The organism is Actinotignum inguinis, from assembly GCF_051265835.1.
GTDB lineage: Bacteria > Actinomycetota > Actinomycetes > Actinomycetales > Actinomycetaceae > Actinotignum > Actinotignum timonense.
The window spans coordinates 1-22,901 of record NZ_JBOZDP010000013.1 but is presented as its reverse complement, the minus strand read 5'-3'; the positions used below and the strand labels follow the sequence as shown (position 1 = coordinate 22,901).

At 61.1% G+C, this 22,901-nt stretch carries 18 protein-coding genes and 2 tRNA genes; 14 read left to right on the top strand and 6 right to left on the bottom strand.

Going from position 1 to position 22,901, the window contains the following annotated elements; genetic code table 11:
* Positions 1 to 11 precede the first annotated feature (11 nt).
* Genes ACRQFC_RS06950 through cas5e form a run of 4 tightly spaced genes read left to right on the top strand, consistent with a single transcriptional unit; the run spans position 12 to position 4,117 of the window.
* Positions 12 to 1,634 (top strand): type I-E CRISPR-associated protein Cse1/CasA, encoded by a 1,623-nt coding sequence (locus ACRQFC_RS06950; protein ID WP_284897099.1) that lies wholly within the window; start codon positions 12 to 14, stop codon positions 1,632 to 1,634.
* Between the two features lie 2 nt (positions 1,635 to 1,636).
* On the top strand, positions 1,637 to 2,266 hold the full coding sequence (gene casB, locus ACRQFC_RS06945) for a type I-E CRISPR-associated protein Cse2/CasB (RefSeq protein ID WP_284897098.1): 630 nt from the start codon (positions 1,637 to 1,639) through the stop codon (positions 2,264 to 2,266).
* A gap of 23 nt (positions 2,267 to 2,289) precedes the next feature.
* Positions 2,290 to 3,399, top strand: a complete 1,110-nt coding sequence (locus ACRQFC_RS06940) for a type I-E CRISPR-associated protein Cas7/Cse4/CasC (protein WP_284897097.1) — start codon at positions 2,290 to 2,292, stop codon at positions 3,397 to 3,399.
* Positions 3,392 to 4,117, top strand: coding sequence for a type I-E CRISPR-associated protein Cas5/CasD (cas5e, locus tag ACRQFC_RS06935; RefSeq protein WP_284897096.1), 726 nt, complete (start codon positions 3,392 to 3,394; stop codon positions 4,115 to 4,117). The genes ACRQFC_RS06940 and cas5e overlap by 8 nt, the downstream gene beginning before the upstream one ends.
* 291 nt (positions 4,118 to 4,408) lie before the next feature.
* Here the strand turns inward: cas5e and ACRQFC_RS06930 are convergent, their stop codons facing one another.
* Complete coding sequence (locus ACRQFC_RS06930; protein WP_284897095.1) at positions 4,409 to 5,449, bottom strand: iron-siderophore ABC transporter substrate-binding protein; 1,041 nt, start codon at positions 5,447 to 5,449, stop codon at positions 4,409 to 4,411.
* 134 nt (positions 5,450 to 5,583) lie between these two features.
* Here ACRQFC_RS06930 and ACRQFC_RS06925 point away from each other — a divergent pair, with 134 nt between their 5' ends.
* From ACRQFC_RS06925 to ACRQFC_RS06915, 3 genes are read left to right on the top strand one after another with little or no spacing between them, the layout of a single operon-like run.
* Positions 5,584 to 6,753, top strand: coding sequence for a FecCD family ABC transporter permease (locus ACRQFC_RS06925; RefSeq protein WP_284897094.1), 1,170 nt, complete (start codon positions 5,584 to 5,586; stop codon positions 6,751 to 6,753).
* A complete protein-coding gene (locus ACRQFC_RS06920; RefSeq protein ID WP_284897093.1) occupies positions 6,750 to 7,901 on the top strand; it encodes a FecCD family ABC transporter permease in 1,152 nt (383 codons plus the stop codon). The genes ACRQFC_RS06925 and ACRQFC_RS06920 overlap by 4 nt, the downstream gene beginning before the upstream one ends.
* Before the next feature lie 2 nt (positions 7,902 to 7,903).
* Positions 7,904 to 8,731 (top strand): ABC transporter ATP-binding protein, encoded by an 828-nt coding sequence (locus tag ACRQFC_RS06915; RefSeq protein WP_284897091.1) that lies wholly within the window; start codon positions 7,904 to 7,906, stop codon positions 8,729 to 8,731.
* A 6-nt stretch (positions 8,732 to 8,737) separates the two neighbouring features.
* Here ACRQFC_RS06915 and ACRQFC_RS06910 read toward each other — a convergent pair whose 3' ends face one another.
* Together ACRQFC_RS06910 and ACRQFC_RS06905 are read right to left on the bottom strand one after the other, a co-directional pair.
* Positions 8,738 to 9,670 carry a YggS family pyridoxal phosphate-dependent enzyme gene (locus ACRQFC_RS06910; RefSeq protein WP_284897089.1) on the bottom strand — a complete coding sequence of 311 codons (933 nt, stop codon included), beginning with the start codon at positions 9,668 to 9,670 and terminating at the stop codon, positions 8,738 to 8,740.
* 100 nt (positions 9,671 to 9,770) lie between these two features.
* The gene (locus tag ACRQFC_RS06905; protein WP_284897087.1) at positions 9,771 to 12,542 is read right to left on the bottom strand and encodes a DEAD/DEAH box helicase; all 2,772 of its coding nucleotides are present in this window, start codon (positions 12,540 to 12,542) and stop codon (positions 9,771 to 9,773) included.
* Between the two features lie 910 nt (positions 12,543 to 13,452).
* Between ACRQFC_RS06905 and ACRQFC_RS06900 the strand changes: the two genes are divergently transcribed.
* The 3 genes from ACRQFC_RS06900 (at position 13,453) to ACRQFC_RS06890 (ending at position 15,021) form a co-directional block, all read left to right on the top strand.
* Positions 13,453 to 13,525, top strand: a tRNA-Lys gene (locus ACRQFC_RS06900).
* Between the two features lie 368 nt (positions 13,526 to 13,893).
* Positions 13,894 to 14,334, top strand: coding sequence for a hypothetical protein (locus ACRQFC_RS06895; RefSeq protein WP_284883184.1), 441 nt, complete (start codon positions 13,894 to 13,896; stop codon positions 14,332 to 14,334).
* A 195-nt stretch (positions 14,335 to 14,529) separates the two neighbouring features.
* Positions 14,530 to 15,021, top strand: coding sequence for an Hsp20/alpha crystallin family protein (locus tag ACRQFC_RS06890; RefSeq protein WP_284897085.1), 492 nt, complete (start codon positions 14,530 to 14,532; stop codon positions 15,019 to 15,021).
* Positions 15,022 to 15,160: 139 nt separating this feature from the next.
* Here ACRQFC_RS06890 and ACRQFC_RS06885 read toward each other — a convergent pair whose 3' ends face one another.
* A complete protein-coding gene (locus tag ACRQFC_RS06885; protein WP_284897082.1) occupies positions 15,161 to 16,048 on the bottom strand; it encodes an AraC family transcriptional regulator in 888 nt (295 codons plus the stop codon).
* Positions 16,049 to 16,468: 420 nt separating this feature from the next.
* Between ACRQFC_RS06885 and ACRQFC_RS06880 the strand changes: the two genes are divergently transcribed.
* Complete coding sequence (locus ACRQFC_RS06880; RefSeq protein ID WP_284897081.1) at positions 16,469 to 17,941, top strand: sugar porter family MFS transporter; 1,473 nt, start codon at positions 16,469 to 16,471, stop codon at positions 17,939 to 17,941.
* Between the two features lie 94 nt (positions 17,942 to 18,035).
* Positions 18,036 to 19,145, top strand: coding sequence for an alpha/beta hydrolase (locus tag ACRQFC_RS06875; protein ID WP_284897079.1), 1,110 nt, complete (start codon positions 18,036 to 18,038; stop codon positions 19,143 to 19,145).
* A 96-nt stretch (positions 19,146 to 19,241) separates the two neighbouring features.
* Here ACRQFC_RS06875 and ACRQFC_RS06870 read toward each other — a convergent pair whose 3' ends face one another.
* The gene (locus ACRQFC_RS06870) at positions 19,242 to 19,685 is read right to left on the bottom strand and encodes a hypothetical protein (protein WP_145989816.1); all 444 of its coding nucleotides are present in this window, start codon (positions 19,683 to 19,685) and stop codon (positions 19,242 to 19,244) included.
* Between the two features lie 198 nt (positions 19,686 to 19,883).
* On the bottom strand, positions 19,884 to 21,455 hold the full coding sequence (locus ACRQFC_RS06865; RefSeq protein WP_087071075.1) for an aspartate:alanine exchanger family transporter: 1,572 nt from the start codon (positions 21,453 to 21,455) through the stop codon (positions 19,884 to 19,886).
* Positions 21,456 to 21,486: 31 nt separating this feature from the next.
* On the opposite strand from ACRQFC_RS06865, the gene ACRQFC_RS06860 reads away from it, so the two are divergent.
* Positions 21,487 to 22,410 carry an ATP-grasp domain-containing protein gene (locus ACRQFC_RS06860; RefSeq protein ID WP_087071074.1) on the top strand — a complete coding sequence of 308 codons (924 nt, stop codon included), beginning with the start codon at positions 21,487 to 21,489 and terminating at the stop codon, positions 22,408 to 22,410.
* 181 nt (positions 22,411 to 22,591) lie between these two features.
* Positions 22,592 to 22,667, top strand: a tRNA-His gene (locus ACRQFC_RS06855).
* Positions 22,668 to 22,901 lie beyond the last annotated feature (234 nt).

Sequence of the window (22,901 nt, the reverse complement as noted above, 5' to 3'; positions counted from 1 at the left end):
GGAGAGGAAGCATGGAAAAGATCAATGCTTTGACGGACATTCCGTTACTGGTTACGCCACGCGGGCGCTTGACAGTTCGTGATGCGCTTCTCGATGCTCATATTCTAAAAGAGCCCTCCGACAAAAAAATGGGCCGCGAACCGGTGGTCCTGGATAAGACCGTCCCGGGCTATGTGTATGGCGCAGAGTTGCGACTATTAGCGGCGGTCGTTGCCGTGGTTTTAAGGCAGTCCAATCACACCCACCGGGATCCATTCCGGATCGAATGGGAACACATTCTCTCGGAGGGGCTTGAACCCGAGGCGATTGACAAAGCCATCGAAATACTCGCACCGGGGTCCTTGTTATTCGATGACCAGCAGCCATTTATGCAACGGCCGGCTGAGCCGATGCGCAATGCGAAAGATAACGAGCGCAAGCTCGGGAAAGGGGAGCTGCGGCTCAAGAAGCTGCTACCTTCCATGATCTCCGATCAAGGTGAAGAATTCTGGAGTCTGCTAACGCAGCGCGATACCCTTTCCCTGGAAGATGCAGCGCTTTACCTTCTCGCCTATCACTGCTATTCGCCGGCTGGAAATAACTCTTACGCTGGTCAAAAAGCTGAAATGGGAAGTCCTGGTTTCCATTTTGTCGGCGTAGGCATGACGGCTACCGAACTGATTTGGGAAGGCCCGTCGCTTCTTCATACGCTTTTAGCGATGATCCCACGCTCATGGGTAGAAGGCGACGGTTTACCAGCATGGGCAGATCGAACCGGATCTCGGGGTGGAACTGATCACCCGTTATGGCGGGCTACCTGGTCATCCAATAGTGCTGCCTGTTACTGGGAGGATAACGAGCTCGCCGGTGTGCGCATCGGTGGCGTTCCACCGGCGTGGGTTCCCCCAGAAGCAGGAGCAACGAAAGAGAGCCGAAAAGCTTATTGGGTTGAGCGCGATCAGAGCGATCCCTTCTACCTGTATTTGCCTAATAAGTCCGGCGAGTTAAAGGCTCAGCGGATGGACGTAGGGAGGGACGCGACGGATCTCGCAGTGGAGTGGGCTGCCCGCGGCAGACTGGCACAAGTGGCCGAAGCGCATGATCGCATTATTTCTTCCTCTGGCTGTCGGTTGGTATTTATCCGCCATTACATCGAAGGAACCGCATCTTCTCCAGTTATCCGTTCCTCGCGGGTTGATGTGGCAGATCCGCAGCTATGGGCTTTCGGGCTATCTGATCGAGCACAGGGCCAAGTTCGGCGCCATGCAGAGTTCATCCAGGCTCTGCACTATTGCGTGATCCAACCTTTCCGACGCGCACGCGGGGCAGCCTCCGTTGCACCTAACGGCTTGCCCACCGTTCTTGACTCGCTCGAAAACTATCGGGATTCGGCATCGGATATTTTCTGGCGTTCGATCACTCGCTCCTATGAAGATTTTCTTTCTCAAGTGACAACCGCTGAGCGGCGTCCTGAAGAAATCCGTATGGCTCGCGGCGGAGCTGCTCAGGTTGCGCTCAGAGCTTTCGAAGAAGCGATTGCGCCCTACCGGGGTCAAGATCCGGCGCTCTTCGCGGCAGTTTATTCGAATGTTGCTCGTCATATTCGGGCTGTCACAAAACAATTTGATGTTCCCACGGCTTATGAGGAGAAATAACAATGACGCAGATAGATACCCCGCAACGGGAGCCTTGGAAGGCGTTACTATACGAGATTTTGCAACGGCGTAAAGATCCTGACTATCGCGCCTCGCGTGCAGCAATTCGGCAAGGGGCAACGCCGTTCACTCAAATGCGTGCTTATCCCTATGTCCTACCCGCGGTGCCAGAAGATGCACGCCCCGAGCAACGTAATGCCTTGCTGCGGGTAGCAGCCCTGGCCGCGGAATACGACCGGGTGCCTCATTCCAGTGAGGGTAAGCGCCGCAACAGTTTGGGGCGGTGGGCATATTGCGTGGCAACCGCTGAGAACAAAAACGGACGCGCACAATCAGTTTCACCAGATAATCCAGGAATGATTGCCGCGCGGCTAGCGTACCTACATACCCAAGATATGGAAGAAGCAGCCCGATCCATCAGGCGAATTTTTGAGGTGGCATCAACGATTCCGGGTCCGGTTCCTCCTGTCAATTATTTCGATATTGCCGATACGTTGATGCGCTGGGGGAACGGCCTGTCACCTCAATCTCAGCACATTCGAATGCGAGTAATAGAGGAATTCTATTCCGCACCTCAACTTGTGGTTTCGGATCAACCTGAAACCGTTCCTGCCAAAGCTTCTGAAAACTAAAACCATAACCGAGAGGACCAATCATGTACCGTCACCTAACCCTGCATTTCCTTACTCCGATCAGCTACTCGAATCTCAACCGTGACGATTCGGGAACCCCCAAGCGCCTCATGGAGGGCGGTGTTCTCCGCGCCATGCATTCCTCGCAGGCCATCAAACGTGGTGCACGCGTTGCTTACGAAAAGGCCAGCCTTGACGTTTCAGTGCGCTCTGGCAAACTCGAGGAAGTTATTCGCGACGCCGCACTCGAGCTTTCCCCCGATCTAGACCCGAAGAAAACTTTGACAAAGGCTCGTGCTCTCGTCGGTCAATTCACGAAGAAGCAGACGAAAGCTGATGCCGATGATGGTGCGGGAGCTGCTGAAGCGGATCGTTCGATCTGGTTGAGTGGGGAAGAGATCCAGGTTGCGGCGCAGGTTGTGGCTGGCGAAGTCGATCCTGATACGGAGTTCGTGCTTAACGGATGCACCGGTTCCCTGGCCATCGCCGCTTTTGGGCGTATGTTTGCGGCGAAACCTGAGAAGGGTACAGAAGCGGCGCTGAGCGTATCTCCTGCCGTGACCACCCACGCTGCCACCATTGGCACTGACTATTTCTCGACCGTTGACGATATTCGGGAGCAGAATAAGTTCGCCGGGGAAGAATCCCGCAGTGGGGCAACCTACCTAGGGATCAGCCAATTTACCAGCGGTATTTTCTACCGCACGGTGACTATTGATCGCGAGCAGCTTCAAGTTAGCTGGACCGCTTTTGGCAAGCCGGAGGCGGAGGAAAACCTACGTGAGATGATTACCGCTCTTATTTACGGCCAACCGCGCGGTAAGGAGCATTCCACGGCGCCCTACACGCAGCCCGTCGTCGTCCTTGCTGAAGAGCAGCGCTACCGCTGCGCCTACAGCTTTGAAACGCCGGTGAAGACCAGCTCCCAAGGTGGATACCGGGAGCCGTCCGTGCGGGCTCTCGGGGACCAATTCCATGCTGCTCGCCGTTTCGATCCTGATAACTTCGGGAGCGCGCTGGCCCTTACGGGAACGTTCCCCCAGCTAGAAGAGTTGTTTGGAGTGGAGCCCACCTCGAAGGACGGCCTGGTTGACACGGTCGTGGCGTGGATTTTGGGTGGCCAGAATGAGTAATCCAACATTCCTGCGTCTAGCGGGTCCCGTGCAATCCTGGGCGGGGCCGCGAGTGACGGGGAACGTGGTCAATTCGGAACTTAGGCCTACCCGGTCCGGTCTCCTTGGTCTCCTCGCGGGCGCTCTAGGCGCTCCGCGCGAAGAATGGCCAGAGTGGCTGGAAGGAGCTGATTTTGCAGTAAGGGTTGATCGCCCCGGTCGTCTCATCAATGAATTTCAGACCATTAATCCCCGTGCTACTAAAAGCGGCCTCCGCAATGACGAGCTTGAGTTCCGAACACGCCAGTTGTGGATCCGGAAACAAAGTGATTCGGACAAAAACCTGGCGTTCACCCCGGACCAGCAAAACTCGAACGCGGTCATCCGCCGCACCTACCTGGCCGGAGCTGAGTTCCTCGTGCGAGTCACCTGCCCGGGACATCAGGAGGAGGTCGATGCCGCGCTGCGCAGTCCTGCTTTCGTTACCTACTTGGGGAAGAAAGCCTTTGCGCCGTCGTTCCCGTTCTATCTGGGGCGCGGCGAGGATGACATGCTCAACCGGATCCCGGTGTGTGACCCGTCTTTCGAGAAACCGAAAAAACAGGTGTGGACCTATTCGCGGGCCCCACATATGCCCGATAGGGGGCCGGGAGCATTGCCCGGCACCGCGAGCATGGTGGACGTGGTGACAGAACGGAAGGAGTGGCTCAATCGGGTAGCTGATCTGCTGGAACGCTAGGTTCCGTTGCGTCGCGGCGCGAATGCCGTCGCGTAGCGGCTGCGAGCACCTCCGCGAACCGCCCGCGCGTCACGGCGCGAAGTGGTGGCGAATGCCGGCATGTCGCGGCTGCGAACCCGCCTGCGCGTCGCGGTGTGACTTCGCGCCACAGAAAACGCCCCGGAACGATCACCCATATGAGTGGTCGTTCCGGGGCGCTCTGTGCATATCTATGCGCACGCCAGCAGCGGGTAGCTTAGGCGGTTCGCCGCGAGAGTATTTACTTCACAGAGCGTATACTTCACAGAGTATTTACTTCGCAGCCTTCTCAATAAGCGGCGTCAGCTTATCCAGAGCCCACAGCTGCGCGGCCGGGGTGCCCAGGGAGAACGCATTGGAGAGGTCGCCGTCCACCACGAAGGCGTGGCCGGCAGCAACGGCCGGGACCTTCTGCCAGGTGGCGTCGTCGGTAATCTGCGCGGTATCAATGAAAATTGGGAACGCGGCAATCAGATCTGCATCGATAGCATCGAGCTGCTCGGGGGACAGCTGCACCGCGAAACTACTATCGGCTGTGGCCAGCTCCTGAACCTTCGGATTCTGCACAAAGCCCAGCTTCGTCATGAACTCCAGGCGAGTATCACCCTTCAGGTAGGCGCCCCAGCCCTCGGAAGTCTTGGTCGCCACGGTCACCGACTTGCCCTTCCAATCCGGGTGCGCGGCCGTGACTTCGGCGAACTTCTTCTCCACCGCGTCCAGCTGCGCCGCGGCGGCCTTCGGCTTGCCCAGCGCCGCACCGATCATGGTGACCTGGTCCTTCGTGGAGGTCAGCCAATTATCCGCGCCCTCCGGCAGCGAGACCGTCGTCGCGATCTGGGAAAGCTTATCGTGGCGTTCCTTATCGCCCGAGGTCTTCACATCGAGAATGAGATCCGGCTTGAGCGCCGCGATCTTCTCGTACGAAAGCTCCATGGTGCCCAGAATCTCCGGGGCCTTCTCGTACGATTCGCTCACCCACGGGCCCACGCCGTTGCCGCCGAAAGCCAGCCAGTCGGCAGCGCCCACCGGCTGCACGCCCAGCGAAAGCGCCACTTCGGCATCGCCCCAGCCCAGAGCGACCACGCGCTGCGGGGCTTCCTTGACGGTGACGGGTCCGAATTTTGTATCAATCGTGGCGGGGAACACGGCCTCGTTCGTGGTGTTCCCATCCGCTGCGGAACTTGCCGCCGCGGAGGACGAGGCAGGGGACGCCGAAGAATCGGCAGAATCATTACTCTTCTGAGAACCGCATCCGGCAAAAGCCAGGCAAGCCACCAGCACGGTGCCTGCCCACGCGGTCAGGGACTTCTTCATAACTTCCTTTCGTGGATGCCGCACTCGCGGCCGGACGCACCTGCGGCTGCGGTGGGCGTGTGGTTGTCACTGAAACCACAGATGCCCTATTAGGATACGCTGGCGTTGTTTAATTGGGGTAGCCTGTTCTCGTTATGAACAGCACCGCCCACCTGCGTTTTTCGGTACGACGCCGCGCCTGCCCCGCTCCCGCGAAATCCCCGGATCACCGGAACCCGGGCCGGGCACCTGCCGCGGCCCGCCACCCCGGAGGCGGCACGCCTCCCCGCAGTTCCCGAACCGCACATACGACCCCCGGCCGCACCATCGCGCACCGGCGCGCCGCGGCTCTTATCGTCGGAGCAATCGCTGTTCTCGTGCTGGCCATCCTCTCCATCTGCATCGGCGCCCGCCCCATCTCCCCGGGAACACTGTTTACTATCCTCTCCGGCGCAGACCGCGATTCCATGGACGCGCAAGCAGTGCTTACTTTGCGCCCGCCGCGCACCATCGCCGCCATCGCCATCGGTGCCGCCCTCGGGGTTGCCGGCGCCCTTATCCAGGCAATTTCGCGCAACCCGCTGGCCGAACCGGGAATCCTCGGGGTCTCAGCCGGTGCCGGTTTTGCGGTCACCCTCGCCATCGCGCTCGCGGGCATCAGCCGGCCGAGCATCTACATGTGGTGGGCGGTGGCAGGTGCGCTCGCCGCCACCGCGGTGGTGCTCTTGATCGGATCGCAGCGCACCGGCCGCGCGGATCCGGTGCGCCTCATCCTGGCCGGGGTGGCGCTTTCTGCCGTGCTCAACGGTATTGTGGGCGTCCTGCGCCTGGCCGACCCGCGCACCTTCAACGAAATCCTCGTCTGGACGGCTGGCACGCTGGAAAACCGCCCCTGGGAGGTGATCCTGCCGGTCCTCCCGCTCCTCGCTCTTGGGCTCATCGTGGCCGCGGCGCTTACCCCGGCTCTCAATATCATCGCCCTCGGTGACGATACCGCCCGGGCCCTCGGCGCGAACGTCACCGCCATTCGCCTGGCGGGCATAGCGGCGATGACGCTCCTCACCGGAGGCGCAGTTGCCATCGCCGGTCCCATCGCTTTCATCGGCCTCATGGCACCGCACGCCATCCGCACTTTTGCCGGCGCGGATCAACGGTGGGTCGTGGGACTGTCCGCGATCTGGGCGCCGGCTCTGCTCCTCGCCTCGGATATCCTCGCGCGCATCATCCTCCCCAGCGGCGAACTGCCCGTCTCCGTGGTGAGCGCCTTCCTGGGCGCCCCGGTCCTCATCTACCTCGTCCGCCGGCGAAAGGCATTCGCGCTATGAGTACGCCGCCGCAACCAGCAGCGCAGCAGCTCACGGCACCGCACACGGGTGCCGCGCCGCAGTCCGTTCCCGCCGCGCCAGAGCTAAGCCCCGTAGCTCCAGTATCTGCGCGCCCCCAACGTTCTCGCCTTACCGCTACACGACGACGCCGCCGTTCCCGCCTGGTTGCGGCCGTGGTGAGCCTCGCCCTCGTGGTCGGTTGTCTCGGGGCGCTGCTCCTCGGGGATTTACCCCTCACTCCGGCCGAGGTGGCCGCCTGTTTCTCCCCGGATTCGATGAGGGCGGTTGCCGCAGGCCAGGGGGATTTCGTGGCCCAGGTTGTTCTCACCTGGCGCCTGCCGCGCATCCTCGCCGCGGTCGCCTTTGGGGCGGCGCTCGGACTTTCGGGAGCGCTCTTCCAAATCCTCACCCGTAACCCGCTCGGCTCGCCGGATATTATCGGCTTCAACGCTGGCGCCTATACCGGCGTTATTCTCACCCGGACATTCCTCGTGGGTGGAGCCCTCGCGGTGAGTATGGGCGCGCTGGCAGGTGGCGTCGTCGTCGGAATAATTATTTATGCGCTGGCCTACCGCAACGGCGTGTCCGGATTTCGCCTCATCATCGTGGGGATCGGCATGACGGCGATGCTCAGCGCGGCGAATACCTGGCTGTTGTTGCGGGCTTCGGACGAGGTGGCGCTCAGCCTCGCGGTGTGGGGCGCCGGGTCGCTCGGGCAGGCGTCGTGGGCGAATGTGGGGCCGGCGCTGGGAATTCTTGCGTGCTTGATGCCGCTGGTGGCGTGTTGCGTGCGGCCGTTGCGGCAACTGGAATTGGGCGACGACGCCGCAGCTGCCCACGGCTTGCCGGTCGAGAAGGCTCGCCGGGGGATCCTCGCGGTCGGTATCGCTTTGACATGTGTAGTGACGGCGGCGGCCGGACCTATTGCATTTGTGGCTTTAGCGGCTCCGCAGGTGGGGCGGGCGGCGGCCGGGAGGCGCGGAATTTCGCTCGTGCATAGCGCGCTGGCGGGCGCCTCGATTTTGTTCCTGGCTGATCTATTCGCCCAATTTGCGCTGGCTCGGCCGGTTCCGGTGGGGGCGATTACCACGGTGGTCGGCGGGATGTATGTGCTGGTTGTGGTGCTATCGCAACGGAAAGGGCGATAAATATGCGCGAGAACGAGGGCGGTGCCGCGCGGCTGCGCGGGGAGGATCTCTGCCTCGGCTATGGCGATGTGGCAGTGGCGCGGGATTTGAATGTGGCGATTCCGGATGGGTCGTTCACGGTGATCGTGGGGGCGAACGGGTGCGGGAAGTCCACGCTGCTGCGGGGTTTGGCGCGGTTGCTTGCACCGGCGAGTGGCCGGGTGCTGCTGGATGGGCGGGATATTGCGGCGATGGGTTCGCGGGATTTCGCGCGGGAGCTGGCGTTGCTACCGCAGTCGCCGCATATTCCGGAGGGGATTACGGTTGCCGAGCTGGTGGGCCGGGGGCGTTATCCGCATCAGGGCGTCTTTTCGCGGCCTTCGAAGCGTGATGAGGAGGCGGTTGCTCGGGCTTTGGCAGCTACGGGGACCGCGGATTTCGCCGATGCGCTGCTGGGGGAGCTGTCTGGTGGGGAGCGCCAGCGGGTGTGGGTGGCGATGGTGCTGGCCCAAGATACTCCGATTATTTTTTTGGATGAGCCGACGACGTATTTAGATATTGCCTACCAGATTGAGCTATTGGATTTGTGTGCCCGCCTGAATCGGGAGGGGCGGACTTTGGTTGCGGTTCTTCATGATCTGAATCAGGCAGCGCGTTACGCCTCCCATGTCATCGCGATGAAGGACGGGCGTATTGTTTTTTCGGGTTCGGCTGAGGAAGTGTTTACTCCGGAGAATATCGCGGAGATTTACGAGCTGACCGCGGTGGTTATCCCGGATCCGGTGACGGGCACCCCGATGGTGGTGCCGGTTTCGGCGCGTAGTGAGGCGGCGGGCGCGCCGGAATCGTAGCCGTTATCAGGCTGCGGGCCGGGGCCCGAAAATGGCGCTGCCGACCCGCACCTGGGTGGAGCCTTCCGCCACGGCGATGCCCATATCGTGGGTCATGCCCATGGAGAGTTCGCGCACGGTGGGGTGCTCGCGCTGGAGTTGGTCGCGTAGTTCGCGCACCAGCGCGAAGGATCGGGATATTGCCCGCACGTCGCTGGTGTTCGCGCCGATGGTCATGAGGCCGTCTATCCGCAGGTGGGGGAGCTGCGCGATCTGGCCGACGATTTCTTCTACCTGTTCCGGGTCGATTCCGTATTGGCTGGCAGCTCCGGAGGAATTGACTTGCACGTAAATGGAGAAGGGCCCGTGGGCGTGGCCTTCCTCAAGCAGGCGGCCTTGGAGCCGGTTGAGGCGCTGGGCTAATTTGAGGCTGTCCACGGTTTCGATGCAATCGGCCAGTTCGAGGGCGCGCCCGGCCTTATTGGATTGCACGTGGCCGATGACGTGGGTCCAGTGGGGTGGGTTGCCTGCGCTGGCCGGGGCCGTGCCGCTTCCTTCCCAGGCGCTGGCGTCATGAATGAGGCGTTCAGTTGATTCTGAAGCGGCGCCGGGCGTTGAGGCGGAAGCCGTGTTGAGTGCCAGTGCAGGCGCGGTTCCGGAGCCTGTTTCCGCTGCCGTTTCGGGCACCGCAAGCTGGGCTTCGACTTCTTGGAGTTGTTGGATGAAGTTTTGGCCCATGAGACGGGAACCGGCGGCGAGCGCGGCGCGGATAGCGGTGATGGGCTGGTGTTTCACCACGATTTGGAGTCGGGCAGTGCCGAGCGGTATTCCGGCAGCTTCTTCCGCTCCGCGTAGGGCGTCTCGCACGAGGTTGATGCGCCCGGGGATTTCCTCCGCGGTTGGGGTGATGCTGGATAGCTCAGCAAGGCGAGCAAGCTTGTCATGCTCCGTATATGTCATGGTTTGTGTCAGCTCCACAGGTATCGGGTATCCGCCGGTGTTTATGGTAGGTCTCTGGGCCGCGAACTGGCGAAATGATCTCAGAACCGGATAGATAGCCTCATAGTTCTCCCACGCTAATAATGTCGAGGATGGCATGCCCGGCAGTATCGCTTGCCTCAAGGTCCACAACTGCCCAGAATCCCCAGGCGTTGTCACCTGCGCCGTCGTCAAAAACTTGACGCACTAACCAGGCGCGCAGGCGCCCGGTGGCGGAGCTCAAGTTGTCCATAACGCTATCCACGTGTTCCGCAGGGACGCCGGCAGTGATGAAATCGGCTCGGTCGGGGTGCTCCAGCATGGTGACGAGTTGGGCGGAGCGTGCTTCGGGTCCGATGCCGATCTCTTGGTAGGAATCGAAGTAGGCGTCGGTAGCATCCATCCAGGTATCGCCATCCCAGACCGGCCCGCCCAGCCAGAGCGGGATGCCGTCCCCGCGGGCTACACCGGCGCCATCATCCAGGGCGGCTCGATCAAGCCAGTCGAGATTTTCGTGCGCCACGGCTTCCACGAAGCGGAAGAGCGCATTGCGGATGGAGACGCGCAGCGCGTGCGGGCTGCGCGAGAGCGTGACCTTGCCATCTTCATCCGCCCCGAAAGCGCGCTCGCGGGCGCCCCCGGCGCTGCTGTCAAGATTGGCGATCTCCGTGGCGGTGATACGGCCATCGCGCAGGGCTTCCCATTCGTCCAGCAGACTGGAATCCACCGAGCGCACCAGGCCACCCAGCCAGCCCGTCATGTCTTCAAGATCCGGGGTGCGGGCTTCCAACGGAACGGTTTGCCGGAGTGCCTTGTAGGTGTCCGTGAGGTAACGCAGCAGGGTTCCTTCGGATCGGGCCAGGTCATAGCGAGAAATAAATTCGGAGAAGGTGATCGCGTTTTCGATCATTTCCCGCACGATGGACTTGGGGGAGAGCTGGAAATCATCCACCCACGGGTTGGTTTGCCGGTAGATCTGGAGCGCCGCGCCTAGTTCTTCCGCGAGGGGTTGCGGCCAGGTGATTTTATCTGCTTCGGCCATGCGTTCGTCGTAGCCGATACCCGCGGCTTTCATACGCCCGATGGCACGCCCGCGCGCCGCGCGTTCCTGCGCGTATAGAACCTGCATGGGGTTATCTTGGACCGCTTCGATAACCGAGATGACATCGAGGGCGTACTCGGGGCTGTCCGGATCAAGAATATCCAGCGCAGCCAGCGCGAAGGGTGCCAGCGGCTGGTTCAAAGCAAAATCAAAAGGAACTTCGCGCGCGTATTCGATGGGGGAGTGGCCCGGGTGCTCGGCCAGCCATTGCGGAGTGTGATGGAGGATCACCCCGGCCCGCTCCAGAGACATATAGATGCGGGTGGCTTGCCGGATAAGCTGGTTGGATGCCGTGCGCGGTTCGTGATTATCCGTGAGCAACGTGGTGACGGCCGCGACGTTATCCCCCGGGCGCTGGAACAAATTGAGCATGAGCGAATGGGAGACCCGCATCTGGGACGTCAGAGTTTCCGGAGCGGCACCCTTGAGGTACTCAAAAGTTTTTTCCGACCACAGCACCGTATTTTCCGGGGGCTTCTTCTTTTGAATGCGGCGCTGTTTGACCGGGTCATCCCCGGCCCGGGCAACCAGCCGCGCATTTTCTATTTCAAATTCGGGCGCCTGCACGATCACGTCACCCTTAGTGTCAAAGCCGGCCCGCCCGGCGCGGCCCGCGATCTGGTGGAATTCGCGTGCGCTCAGGTGCCGATTACGCTGGCCATCAAATTTAGCCAGCCCGGTCATCACAACGGTGCGAATCGGAACGTTGATACCGACCCCGAGGGTATCTGTACCGGAAATAACCGGAAGCAGGCCCGCTTGCGCCAGCTTTTCCACGAGCCGCCGGTAGCGGGGGAGGAGGCCCGCGTGATGCACGCCGATACCGGAACGGAGCAGCTTAGAGAGAATTTTCCCGAAACCCGGCCCGAAGGAAAAATCCCCGAGGGCTTCTTGGATGCGGGCTTTCTGTTCCTTGGAAACGAGCGCGTGAGTGAGGAGAGCTTGGGCCTGCGCCACCGCTTCCCGCTGCGAAAAATGCACCACATATACGGGCGCCCGGTGCGTGGAGGTGAGTTCCAGGAGGAGCTCACCGAGCGGCTGATAGGAATACGAGAAGGACAGCGGTACCGGCCGTTCCGCGTTACTCATAAGTTCGACGGCGCGCCCGGTGCGCTTCTCAAGATCCTCCGCCAGCCAGGTGGTATCCCCCAGAGTGGCGGAAAGAAGTACCTGCTGAGTGTGGGTGAGTTCCAGAAGTGGCACCTGCCAGGCCCAACCGCGCTGCGGATCGGAGTAGTAGTGGAATTCATCCTGGACCAGCACTCCGATATCCGCAGCCGCACCATCACGCAGACTCAGGTTCGCCACGATTTCCGCGGTGGCACACACCACGGGAGCGCCGGCATTAATGGTGGAATCCCCGGTTACCATCCCCACATTATCCGCACCGAAAACGTTGATGAGTTCGAAAAACTTCTCCGATACCAAAGCCTTGAGAGGCGCGGTGTAATACGCGGTTTTCCCGCGCGCGAGCCCGCAGAAAATGGCGGTGAGCGCAATGAGTGACTTTCCCGACCCGGTAGGCGTGGAGACAATCATATGAGCATCATCAATAGCGGCGAGCAACGCTTCTTCCTGATGGGGGTAAAGCGGCCGCCCGGTGCTTTCCGCCCACTGGGTGAACGCCTCATAAAGCGCATCATCAGGCGGGTTGAGCCCATACTTATCCTCCAGAAGGTCCAGGGCAACATTGAGTTGCGGACGAGGGCGCGGCGCCGCGGCCCCGGGCTGATCTGACTGTTGTGAACTCATGACTTAAGGGTGCCACACTCCTACGACATAAAAATTGGCCGAAACGGATGTACGGTGTTTGTCCAGTAAATTCTGAAGAAATAGATAGCGATGTGACCGCGTTCGAATCTTTCCTGTGCAAACGAGACCCACGCGCTGTATCTGCTGCGGGTACCGACAGTCTTACTCTCTATTTACGACGACGCCGCCCGCGAGCAAGGCATCGCTCTGCGCGGCACCGGAACCGGCAGTCGCCCTGTTTTTGATTTGGATGGCGTGCTGCTTATCGGGACGAGTGCAAAGGGTATAGGTATGGCGCAATAAGCTAAATTTGAGAGGTGGGAACTAACGTGGTTGTTGCGCCCGGCGCACCGGCATATCTCGCGGCGAGCCGCAAATCTTGAACTCTGTTCCATTGCGTTTTCCGAGTCCGCCGCCGATAAACAGCCAGGTCAGCCAGCTGTTCCCCAAGTAAGTGGGGGTAATTCTGTGGACCCGAAAGAGCAAAGCGATTTCAGTGTCTGTTCCCCGCGCAAGCGGGGGTAATTCTGCTACCTGCCTACCTGCGCTTCGATGGGCAAGCTGTTCCCCGCGCAAGCGGGGGTAATTCCAGCCCAGCAAAAGTGCTCGGGCCTGTGCATCGCTGTTCCCCGCGCAAGCGGGGTGCAGGGGCGTGGAAACGGGGAGGGTGCGATGTTGCGCTGGGCGAGTGCCCGTAGACCCTTAATCACCGGGGTTAAGGGTTGCCGCAATCGCGTGGGATACCGTTTGTAGGGCGGCGAAAAGCGCGCTATCTTGCGCTTATCTGGTGGTGGGGAGGTGATGTGAGGGAGGAAACAGCTTTAGGTAGGCTTCTTAACTTGCGCTGGGTGGTGGGCCTGAGTAAAGTATCTATTCGTTGCCGCGGGCGGCAAACATAAAAGAATAACGAGCACCGCTAGCTCAATTGGCAGAGCAACTGACTCTTAATCAGTGGGTTCTGGGTTCGAGTCCCAGGCGGTGTACAGCAGGCCCCGTAGTGTTCAAGCTACGGGGTTTTCCGCATTATCGTACGGAAAACAGTCATGTGACTAGCGTACGTCGGGGATTGTTTTTACGCCACCATTTTTCAGCACTGCGCCATAGGAGCCTTTTAGGGCTACGCGTAGGGCGAAATTGCGGATCCGTCCCGCAACTATCTAAGCGACACCTGTCGCGTTATTCTTGGTGGCGAACTAAGAGGTTGGCGCGACCGGCGTGAACGGACCGGTGTGGTTGGCGCGAGCCGTGCGAACTGGGCGGCGCGAACTAGTAGCGCGAGCTGAGCGGAGCCAACTGTGTAAACGTTGCGATTCGCACGCCCGACCGCTGTGACTGCGGCAGAGGAGTATTCATGAGCGACTGTTCCTATTTCCGGATTTCTAAGAGCGGGCTGATTGTGCTTGCCGGCGGGGTGTGGTGCCTGGCGGGGGTGAACGTCGTGCGAATCGGAGTGGAGAGTATTGCGGGCTCCACTATGGGCGCGCCGTGGATCTGCCTGCTTCCTCTGCTCGTCTTCGCCGCCTTCGGGGCGATGTTTGCCAAAGTTGCCGGGAAACACATTCGGCGTATTCGCTCCCATCCGCGCCCGGCACGGCCCTTGTGGCACTTCTTTGATGCACGCTCCTACCTCGTTATGGCCATCATGATGGGTGGTGGAATTGGTCTGCGCGCCAGCGGACTCTTGCCTGATTCCTTCATTGCTTTCTTCTATACGGGCCTGGGTGCCGCGCTCGCCGGAGCTGGTCTTCTTTTCTTCGCGGCTCTCGTCCGCGATGCGCGCCGCGCGGGTTAGGCGGCGGTCGCGGTACGCACCTTCTCTAAACCTGAGTGCTACTGACTCAACTACTATTGAGCCTAGAGTGAACAATTATCCCTGAGTGGAACAAATGCAGGGCAGTGGAGGTTGAAGTTGATGTCAAGGCGATAGGCCCCGGGCGCCGCAAGGCGCGCGGCGTCGTCGTTCATAGAAGTGAAAGAAGGATTGACCATGGCATACGATATTGATCGCACAGTGTCCAACGCGGTGGACCGGTTCCTCAGCCCCTTTGATGGCTTTTTCGCCGTTCCCACTCGGATGGTGAACGGGCGGCGCTCCGATCTGGAGAATCTCGCGCTGCAATACCGTTCGCAGCTCAAGCAAACTGAGGACGGCTACGAAGTTCTCTTCGATGTTCCCGGGTTTGCCGCGGAGGATATTGACCTCAATGTTTACCCGGATCACATCACCCTCAAGGCCTCGCAGGAAGAGGAAATTGAGGGCGGTACGCGCACGCGCTCCGTCTCCCGCAGCCTCGGCTTCGATCAGGCGGTGGATACCACCACGGTGGATGCGGATCTGAGTGATGGCGTGCTCACCGTCTCGGTGAAGACCACCGCGGGTGCGCAGGGGCGCAAGGTTCAGATTGGTTCGGCTAAGCCGGCTTCGGCAGCTCCGGCAGAAACCGCGGCAGAGGCTCCGGCTGAAACCCCGGCCGCCTAGCCGGCTGAAGCGGCCTACGCGCCGCTAACCGTAAAAATCGAGGTGAAGGGCAGCCCCGGGATTATTCCTCCCTGTGGCTGCCCGTTGCCAACCGTTTTGCCAACCGTTTTGCCTCGCCGCGTTTTCTTCCCCGCGCGTTTTACCTGCTCTTCCCTAACCGCGTTCTGCGATATTCCAGCGGCGTCATCCCGTGCCGCTCCACAAAAGCGCGATTGAGCGCCCGAGTGCTGGGAAAACCGACCCGCTGGGCAATATCTTCCAGGGTGGGGACCTGCTCCTCCATGAGCAGGTAATACGCGTCCTCGACCCGCAATTGCGTGACGTACTGTTTGAAGGTCATACCGGTGCTAAGCCGGAAAAGTCGGCTGAAATGCTCGCGCGAATAGCCGTGCGCTTCGGCCACGCTCGCAGCGGTCAGCGGTTCTTTGTGGCGGCGCTCGATATCGCTCACAATCGCGAGAATCGTGGTGTCGGTAGCGCGGCGAACTCCGCGCGGGCGGCACCGAACAACGAAGTTCTGGTAGAGCAAAAATAGGATGTCGAAAAGGATCGCGTTAATTCCGAAAACCCGTTCCGGGCCGAGCATGCGGGTGGTGTCGATCATGCGTAGGCATAAGTCAATGAGAGCTTGGCGATCCTCATCACGTGCCCGCGCTGAATCCACGGACATCACATAAAGATCAGCCTTCTTATAAATCCGTTCAATACGGCTGCTGTCATACGTAATGGACAGAATGAGCGGAGCTTTCCCGCCGCGTGATTCCGTAATAAATGAATGGGGAGTATAAGGGCTGATAATGCAGAGTTTTCCCGGGTGGAGGGCCTCAACGCGCGAATCGATAGTCACGCTCCCGCCACCCTCCACAACGTAATTGACCTCAACGCCCGAATGCCAGTGGGTCGGAACCACTTCCGGGTGGCGATGGACCAGCACCAGAGCGGGATATTCGGCAGGCATGGAACCCACCTCACAAAAAGCACGATTGAGGATGGGCTCTCTCGGGGTGTGTATGCGGTTATCCATCATGCTTAACTCCTCGCGGATTCATCTCTCATAGTAACGAGCCGCCCCGGAGTCTGGTCAGGTATGAGGGGATAGCTCCCAGGTATGAGGGGATAGCTCCCAGGTATGAGGGGATAGCTCCCAGGTATGAGGGGATGGCCCCATTCTTCGTGAGAAAAGCTGCGGGGCCGCCAACCATGTCACGTTTGAGCATAGAGTGTGCCACATTTCGGCACTACCGCCCGGAAAATTTCGCCTAGGCTCAGTGGCGCGAGGGGTAAGGAACAGCCAAGAATCAAAACGGCTGAGAAGCACAACACCAGCCAAGATTCACGCGAAGCAGGAAGTAGCACGCATGCGCTTCGGCTCCGCACTTACCCCGGCTTTCGACAGTGCCTCCTTCGAATGGGAGAAGGGGGCGGTTGATAGAGAGGAAGATGCGCAATGACGCGTAATAAAGAACAGCGCGGCACCCCGGCACCAGCGGCAAAGCACGGTACTACCGCAAAAGCCCCGCTGGACCCGGTCATCAAACGCCGCATTATTATTGTTTGCCTGGCCGCCGCCGTCGGCGGTTTTTTGTTCGGATACGACACATCCGTTATTAACGGCGCGGTCGATTCCATTGCCGGTTCCCGAACCGGCTGGGACCTGAGCGCCTTCATGAGTGGTATCTCGGTTTCCTGCGCCCTCTTCGGGTGCGTGATCGGCGCCTGGTTCACCAGCCATATTGCTGATCGCCTGGGCCGTGTTCCCACAATTTTCATCGCGGCAATCCTGTTCGTGGTGTGCTCGATTTTCTCCGCGATCGCCCCGAGCGTCTGGATCTTCATTATTTTCCGATTCATTGGCGGTCTTGGCGTTGGCCTCGCCTCGGTGATCGGGCCGGCCTATATCGCTGAGGTAGCTCCGGCTCAGATGCGAGGATTCCTCGGCTCCTTCCAGCAGATGGCCATCGCTTTCGGTATCCTCGCCGCCGTGGTGGTGAACGCCAGCTACGCGAAGGCTTCGGGCGGCGCCGACGAAACCTTCTGGTTCGGGATGCCCACCTGGCGCATCATGCTCCTCAGCATGATCGTGCCGGCCCTCATTATGCTCATCGTCTCCCTCAAACTCCCCGAATCCCCGCGATTCCTCGTTATGAAGGGCCGCGATGAGGAAGCCGCCGCGATTTTGAAGCGCCTCACCGGTGAACAGGATCCGGAAGGCAAAGTCCGGGAAATCCGCGCAACCCTCTCCGGCGAGAAAGCCGCGAAGCTCTCCGACCTGCGCGGCAAGACCTTCGGGCTGCGCAAGGTGGTCTGGATCGCCATGGCGGTCGCCGCCCTCCAGCAGCTCTCCGGCGTCAATATCATCCTTTACTACGATTCCTCGCTCTGGAAGTCGGTTGGTTTCAGCGAACAGCTCGCCCTGAATATTTCGGTGTACCGGACCATCGGCGCGATTATCGCGACTATCCTCGCGATGTTCATCGTCGACAAGGTGGGCCGCCGTTTCCTGCTCATCACCGGCTCCACCGTCATGACGATCTTCCTGGGAGTTGCCGCCCTCGGTTTCTACCAGGCCGAAGTCGACGGCGCATCCATCACCCTGCCGGGCATGTGGGGGCCGATTACCCTGGTCTCGGTCTACATCTTCTACCTGGCCTTCTGCTTCACCTGGGGCCCGGTCATGTGGGTTGTGCTCGGCGAGATTTTCCCGAACAACATCCGCGCCCTCGGCGTTGCGGTGGCAAGCGCGGTCAACTGGATCGCGAACTTCCTGGTCTCGACCACTTTCCCGCCCTTGAAAGACGCCATCGGTACGGGTAACGTCTACCTGCTTTACGCCGTCTTCGCCGCCGTGAGCTTGATCTTCGTGATGAAGGCCCTTCCGGAAACTGCCGGTGTTGAGCTCGAAGATATGCCGGCGGAGTAGCCGCGTGCCAATTAATCGAGTGCAATTAACTCAAGTGTCATGAGCCGCGCGCTAAATAGCCGAGCGCTCATGAACCAAGTAGTGAGGACAACACATGCATCCTGATACCCCGGAGAATATTGCCCGGGCCCGCACGTGGACGCCTATTGATGAGGATCTGGCCGGCGTTGATGCCGCGATCCGGCAACGCGCCATCGAGGTGCGGAAATCTTTCGTTCTCGATGTTGATATCGTGCGGTGCGAACGTTGGCACACCCCGGACACGGTGGATGTGATCGCGGATATTCCCTATCTTCCCGACGGGGAAACCAATCCTTTCCACCGCCTGGATCTCTACCTTCCCCACGATGCGTACCTGCGCGGCGGCAAAGCGCTGCCGGTCTACATCGATATTCACGGTGGCGGTTTCGTGTACGGAACGAAGGATCTCAACAAGAATTTCGGAGTCCATCTCGCGGAGCGGGGATGCGCGGTCTTCTCGCTGAGCTACCGGCTCGCCCCGGCTGCTGATTTCCTCGACCAGCTCCGCGATGTGCTCGCGGGTTGCGCCTGGATTGCGCGCCACCTCGATGATTACCCGGTTGATCCGGATTCCGTTGTGATCACGGGGGATTCCGCCGGCGCCACCCTGGGGCTGTACGCGGTTGCGGCTTTGCGTAATCCTGAAATTTTCGCGGCCCTGGATGCGCCTGACACGCCTGCCGTTGCGCCGGTTGCGCCGGGCAGCGCGCCGCACGCCCCGGCGCCTTCCGTTCTGGGGGAGGAGCGGCTCGCCGTTGCGGGCATGGCTTTCGTCTCCGGTCTTTTCGACCTCTCGGACCTGGTGCCTTTCGTTTCCGGCCGCCGCGATGGTGGGAACGACGACGCCGCCACTCCCACTCTCGCCTATCTGACGGAGATGGGTGGCTTCATCGATCGCGCCGTGCAGGTGCTCGGCGAAGAGCTACTGTGTGCCGAAAAGCTCGTTTCGCGCTGCGAGCTCCCGCCGGCTTATCTGGTCACGAGTTCGGATGACTTTATCGAATTCGAGACCCTGCTCTTTGCCGGCTATCTTTCCCGCAAGGGAATCCCGGTGGAATGCCATTCCTACCGGCCCCCGCGCGGGGCAACCCTGGGCCACGTTTTCCCGGTGGGGCAGGTGTGGCTAGAGGAGAGCCGTGAGGTGCTGAGCGACCTCAAGCGTTTCGCCCTCGAATGCCGGTAGCACCTGAAATGCCGGTAGTCCGTGGAATACCGGTCGCACCCGGAATGCCACGAGCATCCTAAAAACCGGTAGCACACGCCGGATAAGCCGAGCTCTCTACTTCGGCGCGCACTCGCTTTTCTGCCCGCGCGCCATGAGCTCGGCTTCCGGCGTGCCTTCGCGCACGTAGGTGGCTCCGGCATTCGGAGTGGCCTCATTGGCCAGCGTGATGCTCTTCCCGTCCTCGGCGAAATGCGCCACCGAGGTGCCGATCTCCTTACCGTCGATATCCTTCCAGGTCACGAGGTTATTCGCCGGCTCAAAAAGCCCGGTCATCACCTGGGATTCCCCGCCGTTGCAATCCACTACCTTGGAGATCAGTTCGCGCCCATCCACGCTCACCACGTACATAGACGCCCCCGCCTGCCGCATAAAACTCCCGGCCTCGGTGGTTTCGCCAGCATCGCAGCCGCCCAGCAGCAGCGCCCCCGCGCCCGCCAGGCCCAGCGCCGCCGCGCTCGCCGCCACCTTGCGCACCATATCGCGCATCTCACGCCTCACTTCCCGTATTTTCCGGAAACGGTTTCGTATCTTCGTCCCTACTTTAGCCGCGGTACGACGCCGCCGCCCGGCCCGCCCACTCGCTTCCACGCCGCGGCTTACGTTCGCGCGGCCGCGCTAGGGAACCGCCACGTTCGCGTCCGCGCCACCGCACCACCGCGCCGATCTCCGGCGCGCCGCCACACCGCTCCAGCCTCGCTACAACACCAAGACCGCGGGCACCAGGAAAATCTTGACCACAATCGAGAAAGCGAAGAGGGTGGCGTAGGCATTATCGATGCGCTCATCGCCCACCCGGGAGGTGGCCGCATCCAGGACCGCCGGCTGGCCCAGGAAACCGGCGATGGCGCCGGCGGTACGGGGCGCGGAAAGGCGCAGCACCCAGGCGCCGGCCACCAGCAGAGCCGCGCAGGAGACCAGCGTGATCACGCAGACCGTCACCGCCGCGCCCACGGCCTGCGGGGAGACCACGATCTGCGCGAAACCGGGCCCGGCCGTGAGCCCCAGGCCCGCCAAAAACAGGGTGAGCCCCAGCTGGCGCATCGTCAGATTCGCGGCCTCCGGCATGGCCCACACAAAGGGCCCGGTGCGCCTGGCCGCCCCCAAGAACATTCCCGCGATGAGCGGCCCGGCGGCGGTACCCAGCTGGAACACCTGACCGCCCGGCAGCGGGAACGTCACGAAGCCGAGCAGCAACCCGGCCACCATCCCCACCGATAGGCTCAGCACGTCAATCTCCGAGATGGAGCGTTCGGAATCCCCAAAAAGATCCGCGATGGCATCCCAGCGTTCCCGCGGGGCCACCACGGTGACGCGGTCGCCCGGCTCCAGGATGAAATCATCGCGGGCCAGCAGCTCTAGGTCTCCGCGCCGCACCCGGGTCACCACCGCGCCGTATTTAGCGGGCAGATTGAGTTCCCCGATGGAACGCGCCGCCACGTCCGGATTGGACACCACCAGGCGGTTGAAATCCACGTGGCTGCGATCATCGGCCAGGTGTTCGCTGCGCAAATGCCCGAGGTGCGCGGCGGCCGCCTCCACATCTGCCGCCAAACCAACAACAACGACGTCGTCCCCTATCTCAAGGTCCTCACCGGGCAGGGCCACCCGCACGCGTTCGCCGCGCCGCAAGTAGGATACTCGCACCCGCCCGTCGGCCCACTCAGGAATATCGCGCAGGTTCATGGGGTGTTCCACGGTGATGGTGCGCGGATCGAGCAGGCTTCCCGCCAGCGAGGGGGTATCGCGCAGCCCCGGCCAGGCCCGCCCCACGATGAGGGAAACCAGGATAATGCCGATAATGACAGCCAGAGGATACCCGAAGGCATATCCGATAGCGGGCTGTGTGGAACCGTCCGTGAGTCGGGTGGCGGTGGCGAGGGCCGGTGCCGCCGTCGTCGCCCCTGTGAAAAGGCCGGCCAAAAATGGCCGTTCGATACCGAAAAGAATGCCCATGACCAGGGCGGCGCCCGCGGCGAGGAAAACCGCAACCACCGAGGCCAGAAGCAAGGAAAGATTGCGCCGCAGCTGCGCGAAAAAGGCTGCACCCGAGGCGATGCCCACCGTGTACACGAAAAGGGCGAGCCCGAGGGACTGCACCACGTCCATACCCGCCCCGAGTTCGGGGAAGCGCGCGGACATGGCCAAGCCCACAAAGAGCGCGCCGGCCGCGCCGATACGTATCCGGCCCAGCGGAATCGCCCCGAGCAGGGAGCCGAGGGCCACCACAACGAAAATTGTTAATAAAGGAGAAGAGTCAAGGATCGCCACGCCATAAGACTAGCCGGGGTAGAGTTAGAGTGTGTCTGATCCCATTGTTACTCTTGCAACGAGCAAAGACTTACCGAAGCTCGACGTGGACGAGGCCGGCCTGCCCGATGCCCTGCGTGAGCGCCATATCGAACCGCGCGTCGTAGCGTGGAACGATCCCGATTACGACTGGAATAACGCCGGAGTCGTCGTTGTCCGCTCAGTTCGTGATTACGGGCGCGATCCGCAGGCTTTCATTTCCTGGGCCCGTTCCGTTCCGCGGATTCTCAACCACGCCGATATTATGGCGTGGAATTCTGATAAGCATTACCTGCGGGAATTGGAAGCGGCGGGTTTGCCGACCATTCCCACCACCTGGCTGGAACCGGAGGAAAACCTCACGAAACACCAGGTCCATACCCGTTTCCCGGCGCACGGCGATTTTGTGGTCAAGCCCGCGGTGTCATCCGGCGGGCGCGGCACGGGGCGCTATACCGCCACCGATCCGGCCTCGCGGTCCCAGGCGATTCTGCACGCCCAGCACGAGCTGGCTAAGGGCCGCAGCGTGATGGTGCAGCGCTACCTGGAGAATATCGACCGCACCGGTGAGGTCTCGCTCATCTTCCTCAACGGCCTGGCTTCCTACCGGGTGGAAAAGGCTCCGCTGCTCCACCCGCGTTTCCGCAGCGCGGACCAAATCCAGGAAGAAGTGGTCTCAGTTTCCGCGGCGCGCGAATCGGAATGGCGCTGGGGCGAGCGGGTGCGCAATGTGCTGCACGGGCTCATCCGCGAACATACCGGGCGCGACCACCTGCTGCTCTTCAACCGCGTGGACATCGTGCCGGCCGCGCCGGGGGACCCGAACGAGTTTTACGTTATGGAGATTTCCCTGATCGACGGCTCGCTCTACCTGTCGCTGGATGAGAGTCACCTCAATCGTTTCGCGGACGCGATTGCGGTGCGTACGGCCTGGTAGCGGTACTAAATAGCACGACGGCGCAGCTCCCGCTCCCGCGCATAAACGCGACTGAGGTACGACGGCGCAGCCGGGCGGGGCGCCGATCTGGCTCACAACGTGGCCGCTATCACCGCCGCTGAATTGTCTTTGCGCGCGGTGACCGGCTATAGTTGTTTATCGGCGTTCTTTCGCCGAAATGGTGGCCATAGCTCAGCTGGCAGAGCACCTGGTTGTGGTCCAGGAGGTCGCGGGTTCAAGCCCCGTTGGCCACCCCAGAGTTCAGGCTCGTTTTGAATGTTTGGAAGCAAGCAGGCGAAACGAGCCTGAGTCGTATCGCTGGTAGGGGATGGCGGTGGTGCCGGCCTATCGGGTTAATAGACAAAAAGTGGGTCTAATGACGGCGTGTCGTTGGCTTGGATCCGGATCAGATCCGGCCTATAGGACACTTGGTGTTGGTTTTATCCGGACTTTTCGGCTTGCTAGCGGGCTAAAGTCGGGTTCAAACTCGG

What these genes read in the sequence shown, in the direction of transcription:
- ACRQFC_RS06950 (WP_284897099.1), top strand. Translation starts at nt 12, where the DNA reads ATGGAAAAGATCAATGCTTTGACGGACATTCCGTTACTGGTTACGCCA.
- casB (WP_284897098.1), top strand. Translation starts at nt 1,637, where the DNA reads ATGACGCAGATAGATACCCCGCAACGGGAGCCTTGGAAGGCGTTACTA.
- ACRQFC_RS06940 (WP_284897097.1), top strand. Translation starts at nt 2,290, where the DNA reads ATGTACCGTCACCTAACCCTGCATTTCCTTACTCCGATCAGCTACTCG.
- cas5e (WP_284897096.1), top strand. Translation starts at nt 3,392, where the DNA reads ATGAGTAATCCAACATTCCTGCGTCTAGCGGGTCCCGTGCAATCCTGG.
- ACRQFC_RS06930 (WP_284897095.1), bottom strand. Translation starts at nt 5,449, where the DNA reads ATGAAGAAGTCCCTGACCGCGTGGGCAGGCACCGTGCTGGTGGCTTGC.
- ACRQFC_RS06925 (WP_284897094.1), top strand. Translation starts at nt 5,584, where the DNA reads ATGAACAGCACCGCCCACCTGCGTTTTTCGGTACGACGCCGCGCCTGC.
- ACRQFC_RS06920 (WP_284897093.1), top strand. Translation starts at nt 6,750, where the DNA reads ATGAGTACGCCGCCGCAACCAGCAGCGCAGCAGCTCACGGCACCGCAC.
- ACRQFC_RS06915 (WP_284897091.1), top strand. Translation starts at nt 7,904, where the DNA reads ATGCGCGAGAACGAGGGCGGTGCCGCGCGGCTGCGCGGGGAGGATCTC.
- ACRQFC_RS06910 (WP_284897089.1), bottom strand. Translation starts at nt 9,670, where the DNA reads ATGACATATACGGAGCATGACAAGCTTGCTCGCCTTGCTGAGCTATCC.
- ACRQFC_RS06905 (WP_284897087.1), bottom strand. Translation starts at nt 12,542, where the DNA reads ATGAGTTCACAACAGTCAGATCAGCCCGGGGCCGCGGCGCCGCGCCCT.
- ACRQFC_RS06895 (WP_284883184.1), top strand. Translation starts at nt 13,894, where the DNA reads ATGAGCGACTGTTCCTATTTCCGGATTTCTAAGAGCGGGCTGATTGTG.
- ACRQFC_RS06890 (WP_284897085.1), top strand. Translation starts at nt 14,530, where the DNA reads ATGGCATACGATATTGATCGCACAGTGTCCAACGCGGTGGACCGGTTC.
- ACRQFC_RS06885 (WP_284897082.1), bottom strand. Translation starts at nt 16,048, where the DNA reads ATGATGGATAACCGCATACACACCCCGAGAGAGCCCATCCTCAATCGT.
- ACRQFC_RS06880 (WP_284897081.1), top strand. Translation starts at nt 16,469, where the DNA reads ATGACGCGTAATAAAGAACAGCGCGGCACCCCGGCACCAGCGGCAAAG.
- ACRQFC_RS06875 (WP_284897079.1), top strand. Translation starts at nt 18,036, where the DNA reads ATGCATCCTGATACCCCGGAGAATATTGCCCGGGCCCGCACGTGGACG.